The sequence below is a fragment of the Desulfovibrio piger genome (assembly GCF_900116045.1).
Lineage (GTDB): Bacteria > Desulfobacterota > Desulfovibrionia > Desulfovibrionales > Desulfovibrionaceae > Desulfovibrio > Desulfovibrio piger_A.
Genome location: NZ_LT630450.1, coordinates 1,592,501 through 1,614,580, shown reverse-complemented (window position 1 = coordinate 1,614,580; position 22,080 = coordinate 1,592,501). Strand labels below are relative to the sequence as shown.

The following is a 22,080-nucleotide window of genomic DNA, read 5'->3' as shown; positions in this document are numbered from 1 at the left end:
AAAGGGATGACGTTCGACTGGAAACCATTTCTTGCGGCATTGGGTTTGGCCATCCTTCTGGAGGGCCTGGTCTGGGCTCTGGCTCCCGGTGCCATGCGCCGGGCCGTGATCCTCATCGCGCAGATGCCCAAAAGCTCCATACGGGTCCTCGGGCTGGCGGCGCTGGCCCTGGGCCTTTTCCTCGTCTGGCTGGCCCGCAGCGCCTGAACGTTGCGGCCCGCTTCTTCCGCGGACAGGACGGCGTCCCCTTGGGGGCGCCGTTTTTTCGTGCCGGAAGATGACGCCGGCGCACCCCGCCGTGCGGCAGGGGAAGGCAGCGGCGCGCCCGCAGCGTGTTCGCCCGGCTAGCGGGCCTTTTCGCCCACATGCAGGCAGACGATGCCCGACGTGAGCTTGATGTGCCAGGCCCGCACGAAACCGGCATCGGTCATTTCCTTTTCCAGGGCCGGGGCCGTGGGGAAATGGCGGATGGTCTCGGCCAGGTACGCATAGGCGCCCGGGTCGCGGGAGACCATCTGGCCGATGCGCGGCAGGATCCTGTCCAGATAAAAATTGTACAGCCCGCCCCAGATGCGTTCGCTGCCGGAGCCGAACTCCAGGATGCAGGCGCGGCCGCCGGGGGTGAGCACGCGCAGCATCTCGGCAAAGGCCTCGGAGCGCGGCGTGATGTTGCGGATGCCGAAGGCCATGGTCACGCAGTCCACCGAGGCGTCGGGCAGGGGCAGCTTTTTGGCATCGGCGGCCACGGGCATGATGGCCCGGGCATTGTCGCCCTTGAGCTTGTGCAGGCCGCGCTGGAGCATGGGCGGGCAGAAATCCATGGCGGGCACCTGCACCTGCGGGAAGCGGCGGCGGATGGCCAGCGAGACGTCCAGGGTGCCGGCGGCCAGATCGAGCACGCGGTTGGTGCTGCCCACGCGCACGTTCCTGGCCAGCACATGGCGCCAGTAATAGTCGATGCCCAGGCTCAGCGTGTGGTTGAGCAGGTCGTAGAAACCGGCGATGCGGCCGAACATGCCGGAGACGGCGGCGTCATGCCGGGGGCGGGGATCAGTCACGTCCGTCCTCCCTGGGCGCGTTGCCCCGGCGGATGGCTTCGCAGACCACGCGGTACACGGCGGGAAAGACCTCGGCGAAGTTGCCCGGCGAAACCGTGCGCGTCTCGATGAATTTGGCGGTCAGCTCCTTGGCGACCTGAAGGGCTTCCTTGCTGTCTTTGTCCATACCTGGCCTCGTGGCATGCAAAATGAAAAACCCGTCCACTGGGGAATGGCCTTGACCCACAACGGGAAAACGCCGGACGGGTAAAGGAACGGAAACGGCAGCCCCCGCCCCTTTTGTTTTTGATTCGGGCCCCTGCAGGACGGTCGCCTGCAAAAAGCCGTCCGTCAGCATATGCGCTAACGGTGCGCTTGGCAAGTCGGCGCCCCGGCGGGAACGGGCGGGAAAGGCCGCCCGCGCGGGAAAAGGGCCGCTCAGGCCTGGTCCGCCATCAGGCGCCGGATCTCCTCGTGCAGGATGCGCGCGGCAGCGGCGGCGGCCGCCTTTTCCACATATTTGTCAAAGTCCGTCATCAGGTCGCCAAGCTGGTGTTCCAGGGCTTCCACCCGCCGCGCCAGCGCCTGCCGCTCTTCTTCGGGGCGGGCCATGCCGTGGCCGTCCGCGGCGGCCGGGGCCTCTTCGGGAGCTGCCGGGGCCTCCTGCCGCCGGAGCAGGGCCTGCACCTGCTCCTCCAGATGGGTGAGGCGTTCCACGGTCTCCATGAGCAGGGTGCCGTCACTGTGGCCGTTCCCGGCCCGGCCCTCCAGGGCATCGAGACGTTGCAGCATCTCCTGCCGTTCCCCCTCCAGGGCGGAAAGGCGCTCCATGCTCTCCATGAGCAGGACGCTGTCGGGCGCTCCGGCCATGCCGCCGGGGGCGGCCTCTTCCGCCGTGGCGGGCAGGGCCTGCACCTGCTCTTCCAGATGGGTGAGGCGCTCCACGGTCTCCATGAGCAGGGTGGCGTCGCTGTGGCCGTTCCCGGCCTGGTCTTCCAGGGCGCGCAGGCGCCGGTCGAGCTGGCGGCAGCTTTCTTCCAGGCTGCCGAGGCGCTCCAGGCCTTCCGGCAGCAGGGGGCTTTCGGCGCCGCTCTGCCGGGCCAGGGCGGCCAGATGCAGGCCCGTGTCACCGATCACGGCCGCGGAGGCATCCAGCCGGGCCTCCCAGTCCCGGGCGGGGGGCTCGTCACCGGCGGCAGGAGCGGGGGACGGCGCGGGCCCGTGATCCTGGTCAGGCAGCAGGAGCAGGTCGTCAGAGGCCGGGGCCGCCTGCGCCGGGGCCTCGTCGGGCAGGGGGAGGGGATCAGGCGTTTGGGGGCTGTTTTTCGGCAGGTCGGGACCTTTGGCGATAAGGTCCGTCAGTTCGATGATCTCGTTTTGCTCGGCAGATACGGCCATGCGCGCCTCTCATGCAGGATGGTTGATGATCCGGTTCCTCAACGGCTTGCCCTGCATAGCAGCTCATGCTCCAAAAGGCAAACCGGCCAAAAAGAAAAGCCGCGGTTTCCCGCGGCTTGCAGAGCGAAAAAGGATGACGGCCTACGGATGGCACTTGGACTTGGCGCAGCCGGTGAGCTCCTTCTTCAGGTCAGGCTTTTCGGCCACGACCTTGACGTGACAGGACAGGCAGCTCTGATGCTTCAGGGGAGCGTCGGCCTTTTCCTTGGCATGTACCACATAGTACAGGCTGTTGGTCCCCTTCTTGTCCTTCAGGTTGTCATGGCAGCCGGCAGTGGCGCACTTGGCATAGCTTTCCTTGCCGTCCACGGGATGGTGACAGACGACGCATTCCACGGTCTTGTGGGTGGAGTGGTTGAAGGTCACCGGCTTCTTGGGATTGGAACCTTGCAGGACGAGACCGTCAGCCGGGACAGGGGGCTGGGCCGCGATGGCGGGCACGGACAGGGCCAGAGCCAGGACACCGGCAGACAACAGGGCGAACTTCATGACAACCTCCTCACAGGCTAGTCGAACCTTGGACGCGCGGAACGGCTCCGGGACGTCACAGACAGATAACAAATCAATACGCCGGGTTGCAGGATGTGTCAATGTGGGGGACGGAAAATCCGCACGGCTCCCGGGCAGGCGAAAAAAACGGAAAAACCCCCGCCTGCCGTGAAGCCGTGAGATGATTTTATGAAATTTTTCTTGAAAATCGGAAGATTACGCCCTGTCTTCCCGTGCCCCTCCCGCGACATACAGCGGCAGGGTCTGGCGGGTCAGGTGGACACTGTCCGGCACAAAAATATTTTTTTCCAGCCGCAGGCCCGCCTCCACGCGTACCTCCCGGCCCAGATGGGCCCCCTCTTCCACGATGACGCCCGCGCCCAGGTGCGAGCCTTCACCCACATGCACATGGTCCCCCAGACGGCAGCCCGCCTCCAGGCGTGCCCCGGCCCGCAGCACGCAGCCCGTGCCGGTGCGGCAGCCCGCTGCCAGGGAGACACCGGCAAAGATGAGGTTCCCGGCGCCCACAAGGACATCCCGCTCCCTGCGGGCCTCGGGATGCACCGCGCTGACCAGGGTGAAGCCCTGTTCCCGCAGGGCTTCGTGCAGCAGGCGGCGCAGCCTGGCTGCCTGCTTGTGCGGGGCCGTGACCACGGCCCGGGAGAAGTCCCGCCGCAGACGGGCCAGATCGGCGTCCCGGCCCAGCGGCGGCACGCCCGCCTCTGCCGCGAAGTCACAGCGCGGGCCGTGGATGACGCCCGCAGGGACCAGACCGGCGGCCCGCAGCAAGGGGACGGCCGCGGCGCACAGGCTCCCGCCTCCCACCAGCAGGACGGTATCCCGCCCCGTGTCCATCACGATCTCAGGCATCATCCCTCCGCAAAAGAGTGTTCGACAGGGCCACGGCCAGGGTCAGCTGGCCGGCCACCTTGTTTTTTTCCACCAGCAGGCGGACAGCCGTGCCTGCCCTGCCCTCTGCCTGCTGGCCGTTTCCCGTTCCCGCCGGCGGGCCGTCCTCCAGCGCGCCCCGTCTGGCAGGCAATATCCCTTCGCCATCTGTCTTCATCGTGGCGGTCGCGCCCAGCTGCCGGGCCGCCAGCAGGCAGGCGGCCTCGCAGACGCTGAAGGGCGCGCAGCCGAAGCGTTCCCCCGCCGCTGCGGACGGGTGCGGCGTGGTGACGGCGGCCAGCTCTGCCGCCTCGAAGGTCAGCAGGGGCAGGCCCAGACGCCGGGCCAGTTCCTGCAAGGCAGGTTCCCGGGCCTTTTCCGTCACGGTGGCCAGGGCCGCCAGGGCCTGGGGCTCCAGCCCGTGGCGCAGCAGCAGGCCTTCCACGGCCGTGGCCACCAGCGGCGCGGGGATGCCCTTGCGGCAGCCCAGCCCCAGCACCAGCGCGGGCAGGGCCACCCGCAGGCGGCCTTGTCGTGCGGGCAGGCGCTGCCAGTGCACACAGAGCGCGGGCCCGTCCTGTTCCGGCAGTACCTCCTGCCGCAGGAAGGCGCCCCCGTCTCCGTCCGTCACGGCGCCGCAGGGGTCCCACAAGGGCAGGGGACGGCCCTCCAGCCAGCAGGCCTGGGCCGGGGGAAGCTGGTCCCAGTCCAGGATACGCAGGCCCGCTGCCTGGAGGAAGAGATCCAGCGCCGGGCCTCCGCCGCAGTCCGTGGCCGTGGTGATGACCGGCACGGCCCCCAGCAGGGCGGCCACATGGCGGCACAGGCTGTTGCCGCCGCCCCAGTGCCCGGCCAGCAGGCTGATGACGAAGTGCCCGTCCGGCGAGATGACCAGGACAGGGGCATCCGTGCTCTTGTGTTCCAGCAGGGGCGCCACGGCCCGTACGGCGATGCCCGTCGCGCCTAGGAAGATCTGGGGAGAGCCCGCTGCCTGCCGGGCCGCATCCATGATGCCGGCAAACGGCCGGCAGTCTTCCGGGGCAAAGCGTTGCGGCGCGGACAAGCGGCATTCCGCCAGCGCCTCGCCCGTTGGGCTGCGCCACGGCGTTGCGGCCAGTGCCTGCCGCAGGCGCCGGGCCAGCGGCAGGGCCGTGCTGCTCAGGATATGACAGGTACAATGCATGGGGAACGTCGGTTTGGGGTGGTGGGTGGAGAGGAGGGGCGAGGGGGAAGGGGGGCCCTTTTGGAAAAGGGCCCCCCTTCCCCCTCGCGCTCCCCCATCCCCGCCGAAAACGTTTATCCAGGTGGATATGGCACGTCCCCGCCGCTGGACGCAAGGCCTGTCATCCCTCCTGACCGGGAAAGGAGTGGGAGAGGGCAGGCGGAGAAAGCGCCGCAGCCGATGCGGCAGATGGTCGGCGGGCAACAGGGCATGGCTGGCAGTGCGGCGGGCGGGAAAGAGGGGAGTCTCAAAAGGAAAAGAGGAAAACCAGTAGAAGGGGGCTATCGCCTACCACACAACGCCACATAAAAAGGCCGCTGGCGAAACAGGCCGGAGGCGGAGCAGGTCTGGTCCGTTACATCGACGGAGCTGCAAAAGATGGTGGAGGGGGCAGGCCGGATTTTCTTCCAGCAAGAGGCCCCTGTCGGGAGATATGCGGAAAGGGAAGGGAGAGCGCGTCGCGCCGGACGTCACAGACCTGATAAAAAGGTTCTCCCTTTCCTTTGTAAAAAAAAAACAGCCCGCCAAAAGCCGGGAGACCGGCATCAGGGGGCAGGCTCGCGTGCCGGGCAGGCCGTCAGGGACTGGAAGGAAAGGTTTTGGAAAGGAGAGGGGGAGTGTGAGGGGGAGAGGGAGAACCTTTTCCCCGAAAAGGTTTCCCTCTCCCCCTCACCATCTCGTATTACATGCTAAGACAGCCTAGAAGCTGACCTTGCGGGCGGCGTCCAGGGCCTTGTTGAAGTCGTCGTCGGTGTGGGCGAAGGAGACCATGCCGGTCTCGAAGCCCGAGGGCGCCAGGAAGATGCCCTGCCGGCGCATCTGCTTGTAGAAGGTGGTGAACAGCTGCTGGTCGCACTGCTTGGCGGTGGCGAAGTCCACCACTTCCTGCTCGCTGAAGTAGGGGCAGAACATGGACGCGATGGTGGGCATCTGGATGGGCACGCCCTTGGCGCCGAGGATGGCGCGCAGTTCGCCGGCAAAGGCGGCCACGCGGCGTTCCAGGGCGTCGTAGTCCATCTGGCGCAGCTGGCGCAGGGTGGCCAGACCGGCGGCCATGGCCAGCGGGTTGCCGGAAAGGGTGCCGGCCTGATAGACGGCGCCGCGCGGAGCCACGTTTTCCATGTACTGGCGCTTGCCGCCGAAGGCGCCCACGGGCAGGCCGCCGCCGATGATCTTGCCGAAGGTGGTCAGGTCGGGATCGATGCCGAAGCGGGCCTGGGCACCGCCGAAGGCGGCGCGGAAGCCGGTGATGACTTCGTCGAAGATGAGCAGGGCGCCGTACTGGCGGGTGATCTTGCGCAGGCCTTCGAGGAAGCCGGGCCTGGGCAGGACAAGGCCCATGTTGGCGGCCACGGGTTCGACGATGACGGCGGCGATGCCTTCGCCATGCCGGCGGAAGATCTCGCGCACGGCGTCAAGATCGTTGTAGGGGGCCAGCAGGGTGTCGGCCACCACGGCGGCGGGCACGCCGGGGGTGCCGGGGATGGAGAAGGTGGCCACGCCGGAACCGGCGGCGGCCAGGAAGGGGTCGGCATGGCCGTGGTAGCAGCCCACGAACTTGAGCACCTTGTCGCGGCCGGTGACGCCGCGGGCCAGGCGCAGGGCGCTCATGGTGGCTTCGGTGCCGGAGTTGACCATGCGCACCATCTCCAGGCTGGGCATGTCGGCCACCACTTCCTCGGCCAGGGTGACTTCATCGGGGCAGGGAGCGCCGTAGCTGGTGCCGCGCCCGGCGGCCTCACGCACGGCGGCGGTGACGGCGGGGTGGTCGTGGCCCAGGATCATGGGGCCCCAGGAGAGGATGAAGTCGACATATTCGCGGCCGTCCACATCAGTGATGTGGCTGCCGTGGGCTTCGGCGATGAAAAGGGGCAGGCTGTCCACGTTGTGGCAGGCGCGCACGGGGCTGTTGACCCCGCCGGGGATGAGCTGGCAGGCTTTTTCAAAAAGCGCGCGGGATGTGTCGTCCATTGGCGTCAGGCTCCTAAAAATAGGTCATGGAGATTTTTTTGAGCTCTTTCAGGCTCTTGAGGATGGCGTATTCACGCAGGGGAGTGGTGGCGATCAGTTCCTGCGCCACGTCGAGGCATTCCTGCTCGCTGCGGCCGTGCACCATGGTGTACAGCTCGTAGGGCCAGTCGGGAGCGGCGCTGGGGCGGTAGTAGACATGGGAGATGCGGCTGTGCCGGGCGGCGATGGTGCCGCATTCCTCCACCAGTTCGGGGGCCACTTTCCAGCCTATCATGGCATTGTGGTTCCAGCCGGTCTTCTGGTGTTTGATGCTGGCCCCGAAGCGGCGGATGGCACCGCTCTGCTTGAGGCGGGAGAGCAGATCGAGGACTTCCTCCTCCGTGCAGCCCGCGGTGCGGGCGATGTCGGCATACGGGGTCAGGGAGTCGGGCAGGTCGGCCTGCACGATACGCAGGACGGCACGTTCTATTTCGGTGAATTGCTGGGCCATGGATTCCTCGCAGGACGCAAAACGCCGCGCCTGTGAAAGCGCGGCGGATGCGCCCGAAAAAGGCCCGGCAGCCTGGGCTGCGCGCGGCTTAACGGTTGAAGGAGCGGGCGAAGAGGTCCTGGATGGCATCGCGGCCGTTGTCTTCCAGGAAGCGGGTGCCCGTAGCGGCAAAGTGGGCATGCTCGATGACGGGTTTTTCCACCGGGGCCCAGACTTCCTTGTTCCAGGTGAACCAGCCGTTCTTGGGCTGGTCGAACACCAGCAGGGGCTTGTTGCAGATCTTGGCGAATTCGGCGCCCCAGCCGGTACCGCCCTTGACGGTGTTGTCGGGCTGGATGGCACCGATGACGATGACCTGGTTGCCGCTGCTGACCTGCCAGCAGATGGACTGCAGCACCTTGCGGAAGATGGGGGCGCGGGTATATTCGCGGTTCATGAGCTTGGAGACGTAGGTCAGGCTCACGTCCTTGAGCGCCAGCTCTTCGGAGGTAAGCACGCGCACGCCGCGCTTGCGCTCGATCTGATGACCTTCAAAGCTGTAGTTGACTTCTTCGATGCCCCAGCCTTCGGCCAGAGCGCCGAAAAACTGTTCGGTCCCGGCAGCGCCGCCGCTGTAGAGAACACACTGTTTGGGATTGAGCATGCAAGCCTCCTCATTAAGATTGCTTCGTGCGGTACTTCCGGCACGTCTTTCGCATCATGGCAGAATTTGCCGCGCTCGGCAAGGCGGGCAGGGGCCCGCCCGTGCGCCGGGCGGTGGCGGGGTGTGCTGTTTCCGGGGGTGTCCGTCCCCGTCCTTCGCCGACAAAAAAAGCCCCGGAAGCGATGCACCCGGGGCGTTTCTTATGTCCGCGGGAAATCCCTAGTAGCGGGGAGGACGCGGGGCGCGGGGTTTGGCTTCGTTGACGCGAAGGGTGCGACCACCAAAGCTGTAGTTATCCAGAGCTTCGATGGCAGCCTGAGCTTCACCGTCTTCCATTTCCACGAAGCCGAAGCCGCGGGCACGGCCGGTTTCCCTGTCGCTGACCAGTTTCACCGACAGAACTTTGCCGTATTCGGCAAAAAGATCCTGCACCTGTTCTTCAGTAGCGGCCCAGGGGAGGTTCCCAACATAGATGGACTTGGACATGAAAAAACACCCTCTCGAAAGTGACAGACACACCGCATGTGATCCCCAAAACAGCTTGAAGACCTGCAGCACTTGAGAAAACAGAAACATGCTTTGCGGGGCTTGTCAACGCAGACTGGCGAAAAAAGTCCGTTATTTCTTGATTTTCCGTTTTTTTTCCCCTGGTTTCCGGGGCCGTCCGGGAGGGCGAACAGGCTGAATTATCAGGCAAAGAAGAGGGGAATGGACCGCTGTTCGCGTTTTTTTTCACAAAATGTTTTTTCTTTGTCCAAAGGTGCCGGGATGGCTGGAAAAATGCTGGTTGAGCGCACAACCTCGCACCGGGAAGGGAACAGCGCGCGCCCGGAGGGGGAAGCGCCGGAAAAGGGGGAAAACAGGGCGGCGCAGGCCGCTGCGCCACGGGGCAGGGACGGCGCCGGGGCCACGCGGGGCCCCCGGGATAACGGGGCCTTTCCCCGGCGGGGGCATCCCGTCTATTGCGGCGTTTCCGAGGGGGCCCAGTCGGGGGCCAGGTCCTCGAAGGCCGTATAGGGAGACATGTAGAGCAGCTCGGCCACACCCACGGGACCGTTGCGCTGCTTGCCGATGATGATCTCGGCGATGCCCTGCACCGGCCGGTCGGCGGGCTTGGTGAACTTGTACACGTCATCGCGGTAGACGAACATGATGACGTCGGCGTCCTGCTCGATGGCGCCCGATTCGCGCAGGTCCGAGAGCATGGGGCGCTTGTCGCCGCGCTCCTCCACCTTTCGGTTGAGCTGCGAAAGGGCCACCACGGGCACGTTCATCTCCTTGGCCAGGCCCTTGAGGGAGCGGGAGATGTCCGAGATCTCCAGCTCGCGCGAGTCGGTGCGGCGGCTGGTGCGCATGAGCTGGAGGTAGTCCACGATGACCAGGCCCAGGCCCTTTTCGGCCTTGAGGCGGCGGGCGCGGGCGCGCAGCTCCAGGGTGGTCAGGGCCGGGGTGTCGTCGATGTAGATGGGCGCGCGCGAGATGACGTCGGCCGCGGCGTAGAGGTTGCTCCAGTCGGCGTCGTTGAGCAGGGCCGGGCGGCGCAGCTTGGACATGTCCACCTTGCCCCACACGGCCAGCATGCGCTGCATGAGCTGCTCCTTGCTCATTTCCAGCGAGAACACGGCCACGGGCACGCCCTGGCGGATGGCGGCATTGAGGCCCATGCAGAGCGAGAAGGCCGTCTTGCCCATGCTGGGCCGGGCGGCCACGATGATGAGGTCCGAGGGCTGGAGCCCGGCGGTGAGCTTGTCCAGGCGGCTGTAGCCGGTGGTGACGCCGGTGATGACGTCGCGGGAGTCGGCCAGTTTGGACAGGTTCTCGAACACGCTGTCCACCAGCTCGCGGGCGCCGGTGAAGTCGCGGCCCGTGGTGCGCTGCGAGATGGCGAACACGGCCTGTTCGGACTCGTCCAGCAGGCTGCCCACCTCGCGCGAGGCGTCGTAGCAGTTGCTGATGATGGACGAGCAGGCATTGATGAGGCCGCGCTGCAGGGACTTGTCACGCACGATGGTGGCGTAATATTCGGCATTGGCGCCGGAGACCACGGCCTGGGCCAGGTCGGCCAGATAGACGGCCCCGCCGGCCTCTTCGAGGGCATTGCTGCTCTTGAGCTGTTCGGCGGTGGAGATGAGGTCGATGGGCGCGCTCTTGCGGTACAGGTCCAGGAAGGCCCGGAAGATGGTGGCATGGGCCGGCAGATAGAAATCCGTGTCGGCGATGAGGTCCACGATGACGTGCATGAGCTGGGGCCGCATGAGGATGCCGCCCAGCACGGCCTGTTCGGCTTCGGGGCTGTGGGGCGGCACGCGCCGCAGCAGGTCGTTCTCCGCGTTGCGGGCGCGGTCGCCGGTCTCGGGGCTGCGGGGCGCGCCGGACGGGCGGGAGGGCTGGGCGGAAGCGGGGCCGAAGGATTCGTTGCTGGCCATGATGATCTCGCGGGTTCGGGATGAGGGATGTTGCCTGACAGGGATACGGTGTGCGCACGGGACTGTCAATCACGGGGCCGCGTCCCGCGGGCAGGGGCCGGGGACGGCCGCGGGCACGAAAAAAGCCCCGCTCGTCGAGCGGGGCTTCGGTCAGCATGGGGCCGGAAGGCCGACGCCTGCCTTATTCGGCTTCGGCGGCGGGAGCTTCGGCTTCGGCTTCGGGCTGGGCTTCTTCTTCCACCACGGGATGGTCGGAAATGACCTTCACCGGCACGGTGGCCACGATGCTGGCGTGCAGGCGCACGCGCACGGGATGTTCACCCAGGGTACGGATGGGGGCGTCCATGAGGATGCGGCGGCGGTCCACATCCACGCCCAGAGCGGTCAGGGCATCGCCGATGATGCTGCTGGTCACGGAGCCGTACAGCTTGTCGTTGTCGCCCACATGCATGGGGATGACGACTTCCAGGGCTTCCAGCCTGGCGCACAGGGCCTGGGCGTCAGCGCGCAGGGCGTCCATGCGTTCCTGGAGCTTCTTGCGTTCCAGTTCAAAGGCCTTCATGTTGGCTTCGGAAGCCACCATGGCCAGGCCCTGGGGCAGCAGGAAGTTGCGGCCGTAGCCGGGCTTCACGGTGACGACGTCGCCAAGGTTGCCGAGATTTTCCACGTCGGCGCGGAGTATCAGTTTCATGTGCGCCTCCTTAGATCATGCTCTTTTTCTTGACGGTGGAATCATGCGTGGCGGTGTAGATGAGCAGGGCCATCTGGCGGGCACGCTTGATCTCGCGGGTCAGCAGGCGCTGATGGTGCGCGCAGGTACCGGTGATGCGGCGGGCGATGATCTTGCCGCGTTCGGTGATGAAGTCGCGCAGGATGTCGGGGCGCTTGTAGTTCAGGGGCAGATCCTTGTCCGCGCAGAAGCGGCAGAACTTGCGACGGGGGGCAAACTTCTTCTTGAAAGCCATTACGCGACCTCCACTTCTTCAGCCAGTTTGACGGTCACGAACTTGAAGATGCCGTCGGTGATGCGCACGTTGCGTTCCAGTTCGGCCACCAGTTCGGCGGGAGCCTGGTACACGAGGCGCACATAGTAGCCGCGCATCTGCTTGCGCACGGGGTAGGCCAGATCGCGCATGCCCCAGTGATCCACTTCTTCCATGACGCCGTTTTCGCGTTCCACCACGCCGGTCAGGGCGGTCAGGATGCCCTCACGGGTCTCGGCGGACAGCTCCGGCGAAAGGAGGAGCAGGGTTTCGAATTTCCGCATGGTTATCTCCTTTTGGACTGACAGCCCGTACCCCTCTGGTACGAGCAAGGGAAGACGCTCTATAGCCGCAAGCGGCGCGTCTGTCAAGTTTTCGGCCGCAAAAGCGGCGGAAAAATCTTTTTGGGGGCGGCCGCGGGACCGTTCCCGCGGGCCACGGGCAGGCCTGCCCCGCGTGAGGGACGGGCACGCTGCGCCGGGGCCGCGCTCCCGCCCTATTTGTGGTACACGCGCGGGCTGCCCTGGCCCAGCAGGCAGAGCAGCTCGTAGGCGAAGCCGCCGCAGGCTCCGGCCAGCTCGTCGATGCCGACGGGCGTCTCGCCCGGCGCGGCAGGGCCGCCCAGCAGCCAGGCCGTGTCACCGGCGCGCGCCGGAAGGCCCGTGACGTCGACCATGAACATGCCCATGCAGATGCGGCCCACCTGGGGCGCACGGCGGCCGTTGACCAGCACATGGATGCGGCCGGAGGCGCCGCGGGGATAGCCCACGGCATAGCCCGCGCCCACCACGGCCACGCGCATCTCGCGCGGGGCGATGAAAGTCTGCCCGTAGGAGATGCCTTCACCGGGCTTGAGGTGGCGCACCTGCAGCAGGGGGGCGCTCACTTCCATGACGGGTTCCAGGCCCGCGCCGCGTCCTTCCCAGGCCGTGCCCCGGAAGGGGTTGCCGCCATAGAGCGAGAAGCCGGGGCGGCAGAGCTCGAAGCGGCTCCCGGGCCAGCCCATGGTCCCGGCCGAATTGGCCAGGGAACGCCTGAGCTCCGGGTAGGCCGCCCGCAGGCTGTCGGTCATGGCCGTGAACTTTTCCAGCTGGCGGCGGGTGAAATCTTCCTTTTCCGGCATGTCGGCACAGGGGAAGTGCGAGACGGCCAGGATGGGCTTGAGGCCGGGGCAGGCGCGCAGGCGTTCCAGCAGGGCCGGGATGTCTTCCGCGCCGAAGCCCAGGCGGCTCATGCCCGTGTCCAGTTTGATGGCCACGCCCCAGGGGTCGGCGGGGTTGCCCAGGGCGGCGGCCTTTTCCAGGGCCTCGAAGCCGGTGACGAGGGGCGTCAGGCCGCAGGCACTGGCCTGCTGCCAGTCCTCATCGTCCAGGCAGCCCAGCAGGGGCAGGATGAGCTGGGCCAGGCCGTCCTGGCGCAGGCAGGCCCCTTCGGCCACGGTGCCCACGGCAAAGTGGCGGGCGCCGGCGGCGTCCAGGGCGTGGGCCACTTCGGTCATGCCGTGGCCGTAGGCGTCGGATTTGATGACGGGCATGAGGCTGCCGGGCCGGCCCATGCGGCTGAAGTTGCGGACAAGGGCCCCCAGGCGGATATGACAGCGGGAAGGAGTGAAAGTGCAGCTCATGACGGCTCCTCGGATGAAAAACAGGGGGAAAGCATAGCAGCATTGTCCGGCAGGCACAAGAAAAGTCTGTCATGATTCCGGCAACACCCTGGTATGTCAGGCAAAAAATCACAGGGCCGGATGGCTTGTCTTTCCGCGTCCATCCGGCTAGTCTGCCCGCCATGACACAATCCGTCTATACACTCGAACACAGCGACAATGCGGCCCGCGCCGGTCTGGTGCGCACGGCGCACGGCGTCATCCCCACGCCCATCTTCATGCCCGTGGGCACCGTGGGCTCGGTCAAGGCCATCGCGCCGGACGATCTGGCCGCCATCGGCGCGCCCATCATCCTGGGCAACACCTACCATCTTTACCTGCGCCCCGGGGACGGGCTGGTGGCCCGGCACGGCGGCCTGCACGGCTTTGCCTCCTGGCCCGGCGCCATCCTCACCGACAGCGGCGGCTTCCAGGTCTTCAGCCTGAGCTCCCTGCGCAAGATCCGGGAGGAAGGCGTGGAGTTCCGTTCCCATCTGGACGGCTCCAGGCATCTGTTCACGCCCGAGAGCGTGGTGGGCATCCAGCGCAACCTCAATTCCGACATCATGATGGTGCTGGACGAATGCGTGCCCTACGGCGCGGACTATGCCTACACGGAAAAGTCCCTGGCCCTGACCACGCGCTGGGCCCTGCGCGCCCGTGCGGCCTATCCGCAGGGCAGCGGCCGGAACCTGCTGTTCGCCATCACCCAGGGCGGTTTTTTCAAGGACCTGCGCCAGCGCTCCATCGAGGAGCTGTGCTGCCACGATTTCGACGGCTTCGCCATCGGCGGCCTTTCGGTGGGCGAGAGCAAGCACATGCTCTACGACTTCATGTACGAAGTGGCGCCCCGGCTGCCCAAGGACAAGCCCCGCTACCTCATGGGCGTGGGCACGCCCCTGGACATCGCCCACGGCATCAATGCCGGCATCGACATGTTCGACTGCGTGCTGCCCACCCGCAACGCGCGCAACGGCACGCTCTATACCTCGCTGGGCAAGATCAACATCAAGCGCAGGGACTACGCCGAGGACGACAGCCCCCTGGATCCGGCCTGCGACTGCTACACCTGCCGGACCTTCTCCCGTGCCTATCTGCGCCATCTGTACGTCAGCAAGGAGCTGCTGGCCTTCCGCCTCAACTCCCTGCACAACCTGACCTACTTCCTCAACGTGGTCAGGCAGGCGCGCCGGGCCATCCTGGAGGACCGCTACGCCTCCTTCCTGGCCCATATGGAAAGCCTCTATCCCGATGAGGCGGCCCAGGGGCGGGGGCTGTGATAACAGTTTTTGATAACAGCCCGGCAGGACAGGAAAATATCGCAAAGTTGATTTTTTATATCAATTTATGATAGGGTAATGCCACGCTCCGCATCCCCGAAACAAGTGAGGGACCGTGTCGTTTCCTACCCATTCCGCCCCCTGTTTCACCTGGCACCTCCCGACGGACAGGCTCATCTTCTGTTCGCCGGCCCTGCTCCTGCTGGGACTGGCACCGGAGACGGCGCCGCAGACCATGACGGCCTTCCTGGACCGGCTGCCGGAACCCCAGCGCCGTTCCCTGCAACGCCAGCGCCAGATGGTCCTGGCCGGGAAGAGCCCCGGCTGCCAGACCTGTTCCTATGCCTGCAACGGCAGGCGGGTCCGCGAGGCGCTGCACGTCATCCGGTGCGGCGCCGACGGCAGGCCGCGGACGGTCCTTGCCACGATCGACCTGCTGGACGACATTTCCCTGTCGATGGGGGACGACGCCGGCTACTGGACCTATGCCCGGAAAGAAGGGGACCTGCTGCTGGACGTCCGCGGTGCCGTCCTGCTGGGCCTGCGCCCCGTGGCGGGGCCGCTGGACAAGGGGGGCCTGCGCCTTTTGCGCCGCCGTTACCGGGCAGCGGGGACACTGGCGCGCCTGCGCCGCTGGCTGGACATCCCCCTGTGTTCGGGACGGCAGACCCTGCTGCTGATGCCCTCCCGTTCCGAAGAGCTGCCCCTGCTGCTGACGGCCTCTGTCCTGAAACGGGATGGAGACGGGCGGGCCCTGGTGGTCTCGGGCAGTCTGGCGCCCTTCCTGGCGGGCAAGGCCGCCACGGTGGGCGGCGCCGACCGCCTGCTGCTGGCCATGGATGCCTGCAGCGACGGCCTGTGGGACTGGGACGCCACCACCGGCAAGGTCTATTACAGCCAGAATTATCTGGCCATGCTGGGACACACGTCCGAGACCTTCCCCCCCGAGCTGGAATCCTGGACGCGCGCCGTGCATCCTGACGATTACGAAAAGACAGTGACCATGCAGATGCGGGTGGCGGCGTCTCCCGCGGAGGGGGACTCCTTTGCCTGCACCTACCGCATCCGCAAGGCCGACGGCTCCTGGCTGTGGGTGCTGGGGCGCGGCTGCGTGACCAGCCGGGACAGCCGGGGACACGCCTTGCGCATCGTGGGCATGCATACGGACATCAGTTCCCTGCAGCACGACCGCAATGTGCTGGAAGAGAAGATCCGTGTGGATTCCCTGACAGGTGTCTACAACCGTTACCATCTGGACGGGCTGCTGCAGCAGCTGCGCCTGCGCCGGGGCCCCCTGTGCATCCTCATGGCCGATGTCAACGGCCTGAAGATGATCAACGACCATCTCGGGCACCATGCCGGTGACGAACTGCTGCGTACCGCGGCCCAGCAGCTTTCGCGGCATATCCGGCAGGAAGACTGTCTGGCGCGTCTGGGCGGGGACGAGTTCGTGCTGGTGCTCTCCTGTCCCGGCAGCGTGGTGCGCAAACGCCTGGCCATCATCCGCAAGGCCCTGGAGGCCTGGAATGCCGGCGGCGGCCTGCCGCTGGAACTTGCTTTCGGCCTGGCCGATTCGGACGACGGTTCCGTGCCGCCCGATGTGCTGCTGCGTCAGGCCGATGCCCGCATGATGGAAGAGAAAAAGCAGGTGCGGGCCGCCTCCCATGCCCGCATCCGGGCCTGGCTGGAGGCCCGTACGGGCAGAAAGGTTTCGGGGGACGACCCCCGGCTCTGATGCCTGCCGCTCCGGCAGCCCAGGGGCATCGTCCTTTCCGTCAGGGCGCACGGCCGCCTCGCGGACGTCCGCGCCCGGCTCCGGCCGCGCGGCAGGCGCGTGGATCATGCGCGCAAGGCCCCTTTCCCTCCCGGCCGTCCCCGCCTGTGCCGGCCCGTTTCCCCGTCCGCTCCCCGTCACGGCGCCGCCGTCCCCGCCTCCTTCCCCGCCGCCGTCATCCCCGTCCCGCCCTGTCATGCGCCGCCCCGCGGCGGCCGTGCGCCCCTTCCCCGCGCTTGACCAGGCGCGCCGGATATGGGAGACAGGGCTCAGACACGCATTTTTTCATGACATATATACGAGGAAAGACAATGAACGGTCAGAACTACCGTTGCGGCTGGGTGGCGCTCATGGGGCCGCCCAATGCCGGCAAATCGACCCTGCTGAACGGTCTCATGGGCCAGAAGGTGACCATCGTCACGCCCAAGCCCCAGACCACCCGCAACCAGATCGTGGGCATCCTGACGGACGGCGATGCCCAGGCCATCTTCATGGACACGCCCGGCCTGTCGCAGGTGCGCGGCCGCCTGAGCAAGACCATGATCCAGGCCGTGTGGCAGAGCCTCGGCCAGGCCGATGTCATCATGCCCGTGCTGGACGCCCACCTGTACATCCGCCATCCCGAATATCTGGACCGGGACCTGGCGCCCGTGGCCGAGGCCCTGGCCAGCGACGAGCGCCCCATGGTGGTGGTGGCCAACAAGGTGGACCTGTTCGCCGACAAGAGCCGCATGCTGCCCCTGCTGACCCGTCTCAACGAGATGTGGCCCCGTGCCGAGATCTTCCCGGTGTCGGCCCTGAACAAGGACGGCCTGCCCGAACTGGCCAGGCTCATCAAGAAGCAGCTGCCCGAGGGCATGGCCCAGTTCCCCGAGGACCAGATCTCCACCGCGCCGGTGCGCTTCATGGCCGCCGAGATCGTGCGCGAGAAGCTCTTCCTGCACCTGCGCCAGGAAGTGCCCTACGGCATCGCCGTGGAGGTGGAGAACTGGGAAGAAGACCCCGAGCGTGAACAGACCATCATCCACACCGTCATCTATGTGGCCCGTCCCATGCACAAGGGCATGGTCATCGGCCGCGGCGGCTCGGTGCTGAAGCAGGTGGGCATGGAGGCCCGTCAGGACATCCGCGAGCTCATCGGCGGCAAGGTGCATCTGGAACTGTGGGTCAAGGTCCGGGAGAACTGGACGGAAGACACGGCCTTCCTGCGCGAGCTGGGCATGGGGGCCGAATCCCTGTAGAGGAAAGCATGATGATGGATGATTCCGCCTTGCGTGAACGCTACCGTTCCGTGCTGGAGCGGCTGGGCGAGGCCGTCGCCCGTGCCGGCCGCACGCCGGAAGAGGTACGCCTGATCGCTGTTTCCAAGCTGCATCCGGCCGCTGACGTGGCCTGTGTGGCTGCCGCCGGACAGGTGGATTTTGGCGAGAACTATGTGCAGGAAGCCCTGCAGAAACGGCAGGAGCTGGTGGACCAGCCCCAATGCCGTGACATCCGCTGGCACATGATCGGCCATGTGCAGAGCCGCAAGGCCGCGCAGGTGGCCGGGGCCTTTGCCCTGGTACACACCCTGGATTCCGTCAAGCTGGCCGATGCGCTGGAAAAGCGCGCCGCCGCGCTGGACGTGGTCCAGCCCGTGCTGTGCGAGATCAATGTGGGCGAGGAGCCCCAGAAAGCCGGCATCATGGCCGATGCCCTGCCCGGACTGGCGGAGCATGTGCTGGCGCACTGCCCCCATCTGGAGCTGCAGGGGCTCATGTGCCTGCCGCCCGTCTTCGACGCGGGCGAGGCCGCGCGGCCCTACTTTGCCCGCCTGTACCGCCTGCGCGAGGACTTGCGGGCGCGCACCGGCCTGCCGCTGCCCCATCTTTCCATGGGCATGTCCGGCGACTTTGCCGCGGCCGTGGCCGAAGGGGCCACCCTGGTGCGCATAGGTACGGACATCTTCGGCCCCCGTCCGCCCAAGGTCACTGCCTGACGGACCATCACGAGGATATGCGAGGAGCCTGTCATGACAGGCTCCTTTTTTATTCCATGGTGTTGGTCCAGAGCGGGGAGGTGGTGAGCTGCAGCCTCTTGCAGCGAAGAGGGCAGAAAGCAGGTGTGGCTTTATACGTTGTCACCTTGCCGCATCACCGGGCCGTACGGCAGGCCTGCCGCCGGGACGGGGACAGGCCCGGGCAAGATCAGGACTGCCGGGCCTCCCATTCCAGCAGGCAGGCCCCCAGGGGCAGGGCCTGCTGCAGGAATTCCGTGCGGCTCATTTGGCCGGGATCATAGGTCAGCAGAGCGGAGCCGGTGACGGCGTTGAATGTGGCCTCCCGGATGCCGGTCCCCTCGCACAGCAGCGTGTACAGGGCCCCGAACGTGCTGCTTTCCCGGAACAGGGGATGACGCAGGCGGACACGTCCGTCGCTGAAATGGTGGATACTCCCCAGCAGGGCACGCATGGCGGCCTCCATATCCGCGCTGTCCACGGCCGTCGATGCTGCGGTGCCTGCTGGCAGGGCCTGCACGTCGATGGTCTCCGCTCCGGTCTCGTGCGGAGACGCGGCAGGCAGGAAGGTGCGTACGGTCTCGCCCACGGTGGTCTGGCGTTGCAGGAGGCCGGTCAGCAGCTCATCAAGGGCCGGGGCGTCCGTCTGGCGGCAGCCCTTGCCGTCTTTGCCGCTGCGGCTCCCCTTCATGCCGCTGCCGTGCAGGGAGCCGCCTCTGCCGCATCCCATACCTTTACCGGAGCCGCCGCCTTTACCGGTGCCCAGCCCCTGGCTGAGAGTCTGCAAAAGGCCGCTGCCGGCCAGTCCCTTGCCTGCCATGCCCAGCAGGCCCATGCCGAGTTTCGTCCAGAGCATGTCTGTCGCTCCTTTGCGCCGCCCCTGTACGGCATCATGCCGCCTGCGCCGGTGTGCGTCGTCGGACCGGAAATCAGCGTGATGTCCGGCCTCTCCTGCCATGTCCAAAGCCGTGTCCGCCACGCGGACGGGCAGGAGGACACGGCTCCTCTGTCTGCTCTGCTGTCCCGGGCGTCCGCGTCGCCCCATCCGGCTGCTGCCCGTGCCTGTGTCCGCCGTGAGGGCCCTCTCCTCCCCTGTGGTGCTGGCAACGCAGCCGTACGGGACCGCCCTCCATGACCAGGGGCAGCCCCCGGGTAAGGGCCTGGGCCACACGTCGGCGGGCTTCGGCCAGCAGGCGGCAGAACGTGGGCGGAGAAATCTTCATCTGCCGGGCGGCCTCTTCTTGCGAAAGCCCTTCGGCATCAGCCAGGCGCAGTGCCTCCAGCATGTCCAGGCCCAGCGTCATGGCGGGCGCGTCGTGCCCTGTGTCAGGGGAGAAGCGTCGGCACGCGGGCTTGGCAGCGATGAGGCGCAATTTTTGCGGTCGCATGGGACATCCTTGATTTGAAATATATTTCAAAATATCGCTGTCGGCAGGGAAGTCAAGGCATACGCGGACAGAGGCACTCTTCCGGCGGCAGGGGCCAAAAAACAAGGGAGCTCCCGCGGGAACTCCCTTGCCGGCCGCGCCGTCGGCGGCCTTTCCTGTTGACGCCTGTTGGCGGCCAAGCTATTTTTCCCCCAGCATGCGGCGCAGGGGCTTGTGTTTGCTATCCCGGGCGGCGCATGGCGGCCAGCCCCAGCAGGATGGCCCCTGCCTGGGCCACGTTGAGCGAATCGAACCTGCGTGCCAGCGGGATGCGCAGCATCCGGCCGCAGCGTTTGGCCACCCCGGGGCGCAGGCCCTTGTCTTCATTGCCCAGCACCAGGACGGCGGGCAGCTGCATGGCATGCTCGAAGGCATCGGCGGCGCCGGGGCCGCAGCCCGCGCCGTAGATGCTGAACCCGGCCTCCTCGGCCTCGTCCAGCGCATGGGCCAGGTTGGTCACCCGGGCCACGGGCAGGCGCTCCAGGGCCCCGGCAGCGGCGCGATGGGCCGCAGGGCCCAGATAGGCGCTGTTGTGGCGGGGCAGGATCACGCCCGCGCCGCCCAGGGCATACAGGGTGCGGCACAGGGTGCCCACGTTGCCCGGGTCCTGGACCTGGTCCAGGGCCACCACCAGCGGCAGGGGCGCTTCGGACGCGGCCCGCAGCACGTCCGCCAGGTCACGGAAATCCGTGGCCGTCAGGCGCGCCACCACGCCCTGATGGTTGAGCGGCGCGGCCTCGCTGCCGTTCTGCTGGGCGGCCTCGCGGCAGAGCCTGTCCAGGGCCGCCTGATCCACCAGACTGAAGCGCACGCCGCTCTGGCGGCACAGCTGCTGCACGTCCTGGGCATCCCGGGTGCGCAGGCCTTTTTTGCAAAAGACGAGGTCGATGCGCTGCGGGTCGGTCCGCAAAAGTTCCAGCACGGGCTTCATGCCCGGCAGGAGCGGGGTCTCGGAAGGTTGATTCATGGCGTCTCCGGCATGATTGGGGGCGTTGTTGCAGGGAGGGACCGGGAAAAGGTCCCGATCCTTTTTTGTGTACGCAGCTTCCCGGCACATGGCAAGCCGGGGGCACGGGAGTAAGCATGTTCGTTCCTGATTGGCCCGGCAGGGGCCGCGCACGTCTGGGGGTGCTCTGTGTTCTGGCCTTTTGCCTGCTGCTGGCGGGCGGCTGCGGCAGCAAACAGAAAAAAGGACAGCCCCTTTCCATGCCGTCCCTCATCATCCCCGGCGACGAGGGCGGCGAGCCGCTGACCCCTGCGGAACTGGCCGCCTTCCAGAACACGGCCCGCATCGACCGCGACATCCACAAGGCCTCCATGCCGGATGTCGTCCTGCAGTACAAGCACTTCCTGCGCAAGGGGCGCGGGACCATGAGCGTCTTTTCCCGCAATGCCGAGCCTTATCTGGGCTACGCCCGCAAGGTCTTCCGTTCGCGCGGCATGCCTGAGGAGCTGGCCTATCTGGCCCTGGTGGAGAGCGGCTACCGCCCCGATGCGGAATCCCGCGTGGGGGCTCTGGGCGCCTGGCAGTTCATGCCCTATACCGGCATGAAGTACGGCCTGACCCAGGACTGGTGGCTGGACGAACGTCTGGACCCCTACCGCGCCACCGAGGCCGCCGCCGACTATCTCCAGAAACTGTACGGGGATTTCCGCGACTGGCCCACGGCCATCGCCGCCTACAACGCCGGTGAGGGCAAGATGAGCCGGGCCAAGGAAGGCACCGGCGCCCGGAATTTCTATGAGGTGGTGGAACGCAACCACAAGCTGGACGAAAAAGCCCGCCTGCGGCCCGAGACCGTGCAGTATGTGCCGCGCTTCCTGGCCATGAGCAAGATCATGCGCAACCTGCCCCAGCTGGGCTTCACCCCCGTGGACCAGGACAAGCCCGCCCCGGTCCGGCGCCTGACGGCCCGCCCCGGTACCGACCTCATGGCCCTGAGCCGTGCCTGCGGCCTGAGCTGGGAAAGCTTCCAGGGCTACAACCTGCACCACAAGCGGACCATCTCCTCCACCGAGCGTTCCACCTTCGTCTATGTGCCGCTCCAGAACGAGGCCCAGGCCCAGGCCTTCCTGCGCTCGCCGTCGGCCTCGGCCTTCGCCAACTGGCGTCCCACCAGGGTGCAGACCTCGTCCGACTCCCTGGCCCGGATCAGCAAGCGCAGCGGCGTGCCCCTGGAACGCATCCAGGCCGCCAACCCCGAAAAGAAGAAGATCTACGCCGGGGATACCCTGCTGCTGCCGCGCGGCGTGCCCATGTCGCCTTCGGCCGTGGCCGCGGCGGACGGGACGCCCCCGCGGAAAGGACGTTCGTCCGGCCGGGACAGGCAGGAACGCGGCAGGCCCGAACCTTC

Annotated in this window: 24 protein-coding genes (1 of these 24 running past the window's edge); 6 read left to right on the top strand and 18 right to left on the bottom strand. The window is 66.8% G+C overall.

Features of this window, described 5'->3' with window-relative positions:
* Window positions 1-6 precede the first annotated feature (6 nt).
* Entirely contained in the window at window positions 7-207 is a 201-nt protein-coding gene (locus tag DESPIGER_RS07470; protein ID WP_072335064.1) for a DUF2065 family protein, read from the top strand.
* 137 nt (window positions 208-344) lie between these two features.
* Here the strand turns inward: DESPIGER_RS07470 and DESPIGER_RS07465 are convergent, their stop codons facing one another.
* From DESPIGER_RS07465 to alr, 15 genes are all read right to left on the bottom strand, one after another.
* Entirely contained in the window at window positions 345-1,058 is a 714-nt protein-coding gene (locus DESPIGER_RS07465; protein ID WP_072335061.1) for a ubiquinone/menaquinone biosynthesis methyltransferase, read from the bottom strand.
* Window positions 1,051-1,224 carry a hypothetical protein gene (locus tag DESPIGER_RS13140; RefSeq protein ID WP_173783291.1) on the bottom strand — a complete coding sequence of 58 codons (174 nt, stop codon included), beginning with the start codon at window positions 1,222-1,224 and terminating at the stop codon, window positions 1,051-1,053. The genes DESPIGER_RS07465 and DESPIGER_RS13140 overlap by 8 nt, the downstream gene beginning before the upstream one ends.
* Before the next feature lie 251 nt (window positions 1,225-1,475).
* On the bottom strand, window positions 1,476-2,435 hold the full coding sequence (locus DESPIGER_RS07460) for a hypothetical protein (RefSeq protein WP_072335058.1): 960 nt from the start codon (window positions 2,433-2,435) through the stop codon (window positions 1,476-1,478).
* A 141-nt stretch (window positions 2,436-2,576) separates the two neighbouring features.
* Window positions 2,577-2,984, bottom strand: coding sequence for a cytochrome c3 family protein (locus tag DESPIGER_RS07455; protein WP_072335055.1), 408 nt, complete (start codon window positions 2,982-2,984; stop codon window positions 2,577-2,579).
* Window positions 2,985-3,200: 216 nt separating this feature from the next.
* Window positions 3,201-3,854 carry a DapH/DapD/GlmU-related protein gene (locus DESPIGER_RS07450; RefSeq protein WP_072335052.1) on the bottom strand — a complete coding sequence of 218 codons (654 nt, stop codon included), beginning with the start codon at window positions 3,852-3,854 and terminating at the stop codon, window positions 3,201-3,203.
* The gene (locus DESPIGER_RS07445) at window positions 3,847-5,055 is read right to left on the bottom strand and encodes a cobalt-precorrin 5A hydrolase (protein ID WP_072335049.1); all 1,209 of its coding nucleotides are present in this window, start codon (window positions 5,053-5,055) and stop codon (window positions 3,847-3,849) included. Before DESPIGER_RS07445 ends, DESPIGER_RS07450 begins: the two co-directional genes overlap by 8 nt.
* 738 nt (window positions 5,056-5,793) lie before the next feature.
* Window positions 5,794-7,065 carry a glutamate-1-semialdehyde 2,1-aminomutase gene (hemL, locus tag DESPIGER_RS07440; protein WP_072335046.1) on the bottom strand — a complete coding sequence of 424 codons (1,272 nt, stop codon included), beginning with the start codon at window positions 7,063-7,065 and terminating at the stop codon, window positions 5,794-5,796.
* A gap of 13 nt (window positions 7,066-7,078) precedes the next feature.
* Window positions 7,079-7,555, bottom strand: coding sequence for a siroheme decarboxylase subunit beta (gene ahbB / locus DESPIGER_RS07435; protein WP_072335043.1), 477 nt, complete (start codon window positions 7,553-7,555; stop codon window positions 7,079-7,081).
* Window positions 7,556-7,643: 88 nt separating this feature from the next.
* Window positions 7,644-8,198 (bottom strand): hypothetical protein, encoded by a 555-nt coding sequence (locus DESPIGER_RS07430; RefSeq protein ID WP_072335040.1) that lies wholly within the window; start codon window positions 8,196-8,198, stop codon window positions 7,644-7,646.
* A gap of 219 nt (window positions 8,199-8,417) precedes the next feature.
* Window positions 8,418-8,684, bottom strand: coding sequence for an RNA recognition motif domain-containing protein (locus DESPIGER_RS07425; RefSeq protein WP_006008963.1), 267 nt, complete (start codon window positions 8,682-8,684; stop codon window positions 8,418-8,420).
* Window positions 8,685-9,157: 473 nt separating this feature from the next.
* Complete coding sequence (gene dnaB, locus DESPIGER_RS07420; protein WP_231927544.1) at window positions 9,158-10,624, bottom strand: replicative DNA helicase; 1,467 nt, start codon at window positions 10,622-10,624, stop codon at window positions 9,158-9,160.
* Window positions 10,625-10,805: 181 nt separating this feature from the next.
* On the bottom strand, window positions 10,806-11,315 hold the full coding sequence (rplI, locus tag DESPIGER_RS07415; RefSeq protein ID WP_072335037.1) for a 50S ribosomal protein L9: 510 nt from the start codon (window positions 11,313-11,315) through the stop codon (window positions 10,806-10,808).
* A gap of 10 nt (window positions 11,316-11,325) precedes the next feature.
* Window positions 11,326-11,589, bottom strand: a complete 264-nt coding sequence (gene rpsR / locus DESPIGER_RS07410) for a 30S ribosomal protein S18 (RefSeq protein ID WP_006008972.1) — start codon at window positions 11,587-11,589, stop codon at window positions 11,326-11,328.
* Window positions 11,589-11,891: a 30S ribosomal protein S6 gene (gene rpsF / locus DESPIGER_RS07405; protein WP_040370053.1), complete on the bottom strand. Its 303-nt coding sequence runs from the start codon at window positions 11,889-11,891 to the stop codon at window positions 11,589-11,591. Before rpsF ends, rpsR begins: the two co-directional genes overlap by 1 nt.
* 212 nt (window positions 11,892-12,103) lie before the next feature.
* The gene (gene alr, locus DESPIGER_RS07400) at window positions 12,104-13,231 is read right to left on the bottom strand and encodes an alanine racemase (RefSeq protein ID WP_072335034.1); all 1,128 of its coding nucleotides are present in this window, start codon (window positions 13,229-13,231) and stop codon (window positions 12,104-12,106) included.
* 161 nt (window positions 13,232-13,392) lie between these two features.
* Here alr and tgt point away from each other — a divergent pair, with 161 nt between their 5' ends.
* From tgt to DESPIGER_RS07380, 4 genes are all read left to right on the top strand, one after another.
* Window positions 13,393-14,529 carry a tRNA guanosine(34) transglycosylase Tgt gene (gene tgt, locus DESPIGER_RS07395; RefSeq protein WP_072335031.1) on the top strand — a complete coding sequence of 379 codons (1,137 nt, stop codon included), beginning with the start codon at window positions 13,393-13,395 and terminating at the stop codon, window positions 14,527-14,529.
* A 115-nt stretch (window positions 14,530-14,644) separates the two neighbouring features.
* Window positions 14,645-16,264 carry a sensor domain-containing diguanylate cyclase gene (locus DESPIGER_RS07390; protein ID WP_072335028.1) on the top strand — a complete coding sequence of 540 codons (1,620 nt, stop codon included), beginning with the start codon at window positions 14,645-14,647 and terminating at the stop codon, window positions 16,262-16,264.
* A gap of 350 nt (window positions 16,265-16,614) precedes the next feature.
* Window positions 16,615-17,544, top strand: coding sequence for a GTPase Era (era, locus tag DESPIGER_RS07385; RefSeq protein WP_072335025.1), 930 nt, complete (start codon window positions 16,615-16,617; stop codon window positions 17,542-17,544).
* Window positions 17,545-17,555: 11 nt separating this feature from the next.
* On the top strand, window positions 17,556-18,281 hold the full coding sequence (locus tag DESPIGER_RS07380; protein ID WP_072335021.1) for a YggS family pyridoxal phosphate-dependent enzyme: 726 nt from the start codon (window positions 17,556-17,558) through the stop codon (window positions 18,279-18,281).
* Window positions 18,282-18,489: 208 nt separating this feature from the next.
* On the opposite strand, the gene DESPIGER_RS07375 is transcribed toward DESPIGER_RS07380, so the two are convergent.
* The 3 genes from DESPIGER_RS07375 to DESPIGER_RS07365 form a co-directional block, all read right to left on the bottom strand.
* Window positions 18,490-19,155, bottom strand: a complete 666-nt coding sequence (locus tag DESPIGER_RS07375) for a hypothetical protein (protein WP_072335018.1) — start codon at window positions 19,153-19,155, stop codon at window positions 18,490-18,492.
* Between the two features lie 73 nt (window positions 19,156-19,228).
* Window positions 19,229-19,687 carry a DUF134 domain-containing protein gene (locus DESPIGER_RS07370; protein ID WP_072335015.1) on the bottom strand — a complete coding sequence of 153 codons (459 nt, stop codon included), beginning with the start codon at window positions 19,685-19,687 and terminating at the stop codon, window positions 19,229-19,231.
* Window positions 19,688-19,907: 220 nt separating this feature from the next.
* A complete protein-coding gene (locus DESPIGER_RS07365; protein ID WP_072337625.1) occupies window positions 19,908-20,693 on the bottom strand; it encodes a TrmH family RNA methyltransferase in 786 nt (261 codons plus the stop codon).
* A gap of 116 nt (window positions 20,694-20,809) precedes the next feature.
* Here DESPIGER_RS07365 and DESPIGER_RS07360 point away from each other — a divergent pair, with 116 nt between their 5' ends.
* Window positions 20,810-22,080: the 5' portion of a lytic transglycosylase domain-containing protein gene (locus DESPIGER_RS07360; protein WP_072335012.1), read on the top strand. The gene runs 373 nt beyond the window's last position; 1,271 of the gene's 1,644 nt are visible here — the first part of the coding sequence; the start codon lies at window positions 20,810-20,812; its stop codon lies beyond the right edge, outside the window.